Origin of the sequence: Parabacteroides sp. AF17-28 (assembly GCF_003479205.1) — a bacterium.
GTDB classification, from domain to species: domain Bacteria; phylum Bacteroidota; class Bacteroidia; order Bacteroidales; family Tannerellaceae; genus Parabacteroides; species Parabacteroides acidifaciens.
This window is the reverse complement of the sequence record NZ_QUGV01000032.1, coordinates 59,291-60,758: the sequence shown is the minus strand read 5'-3', so window position 1 is coordinate 60,758 and position 1,468 is coordinate 59,291. Positions and strand designations below refer to the sequence as shown.

2 protein-coding genes are annotated in these 1,468 nt (G+C 50.7%); both read right to left on the bottom strand.

The genetic code is table 11. The features are described 5' to 3' along the window. Window positions 1–245, bottom strand: a 245-nt coding sequence (locus DWW90_RS20425) for a hypothetical protein (RefSeq protein WP_147382452.1), incomplete at its 3' end; no start/stop codon positions are given. A gap of 31 nt (window positions 246–276) precedes the next feature. Beyond that, window positions 277–1,356 carry a fimbrillin family protein gene (locus DWW90_RS18270; RefSeq protein ID WP_147382451.1) on the bottom strand — a complete coding sequence of 360 codons (1,080 nt, stop codon included), beginning with the start codon at window positions 1,354–1,356 and terminating at the stop codon, window positions 277–279. Between the last annotated feature and the right edge of the window lie 112 nt (window positions 1,357–1,468).

Below are 1,468 nucleotides of genomic sequence, written 5' to 3'. Positions count from 1 at the left end.
CTTGTAAATGATGATGAAAGATCAACATCACTTGCACAAACCCAGACTTTCGCTTTCACGTCCTTCCGCATCAGCGTAGTATTCTTATCCTCCGCCTTCGTCTGTACCAAATCGATCCCCCCGCTGAACGTGACGGGATATAAGGCATTGTCGTCGTTCGTGTCCGGTATCTCGTTCGCTTCCTTGGTGCAGCTTGCGGCACAAAGGAGAAGGGCCGCAGTTAGTAAAATGTGATTTGTTTTCATGTTCGTTGTTGTTTTATTGATTGTTTATTTATTATTCATTTGAGGGCCTGAAATCGATGTTTCCGCCGGAGACTTCCTCCCAGCTTGTAACAGTAGCCGTGATCGTGATCGACGGATTCGCGGCCGGCGGAACCACTGGCGGTATTACAGGAGGGATCGGAATATCCGGCTCGTCCGGATCATCCGGGATATCCGGTGGCGTAGGCGGGTCGGGAACATCCGGAGTGTCCGGTCCGACCGGCAGGTCAGGGGAGCCGATCACGATGTCGATATTGTAGGCGACATTGCCTTCCGAACCGCTGCCTTCAAAATGCACGGGGAGACCGGTGTATGACAGGTCATGCTCCGGATTGTTATCCCGCGTCAGCACAATATCGACCGTCAACTCCGTACGGGGCTGTACCAGCAGGCTACTATTAAAGGTGCTTTCCGTCGAGATTTCCATGCCGGTTTCCGTCTCTGCCTCATACAGCACTAACTTCGGCGCTTCCGTCCCGAACAACAGTTCACCGCTTGATAATTCGAGCCAGGCCTCCCGGGAAGAACCTTCCAGACCGGCGAATTTCAAGTAATAGGTTTCCGGACGGTTTTCGGCAAGGCGAATCGTGATTTTCAGCAGCGACAATTGATGGGAAAACGAAAACAGGCTGTCCTGTCTATCGAAAGGATTCACCAATGAACCGGACTGTGCCTTTGTCGTTATGATGTCAGTCTCCCCGTCGAGATGGTACTCGACAAGACCGTCTTTCACAGCGCCTTTCGGATAGTAACCGGTCAGATATACTTCCGAACTGTCTGCCGGATAATAGCGTTCCGGTACAAATGTGATTTCGGAGTCTGTAGCGACTGCCTCCCATATCTCGTCAAATTGCAGGGTGCCGCTCCCTTTGGCGACGTTGAGAGCTGTGCTGTCGAAGTTTTCGATTGCTGCACGGCTCAATAGCTGTGTTTTCAACCGGATGGGAACCGCAGCTACCGGGGGATCGGGGTCGGGGTTCGGTGGCGTAGGCGGGCCCGGTGGTATGGGCACGTCTGATCGGCTGCAACCGGTTAAAAGACTAATGCTACCGATCGTCATTAAATAGAATAATATATTCCGAACTCCTGTCATTCCGTTTCTTAGTTTTACCCCTTTGATTTTCAAGTTTGATGTACCTTATTTATGAAATAAGGCAAAAACACTCTTCTAAGAGGTTTTTCTACCGTTAGAAAACAACCTTGAA

Excerpts from the sequence above, each read along its gene's own strand:
- DWW90_RS18270 (WP_147382451.1), bottom strand. The coding sequence starts at position 1,356 with ATGACAGGAGTTCGGAATATATTATTCTATTTAATGACGATCGGTAGC.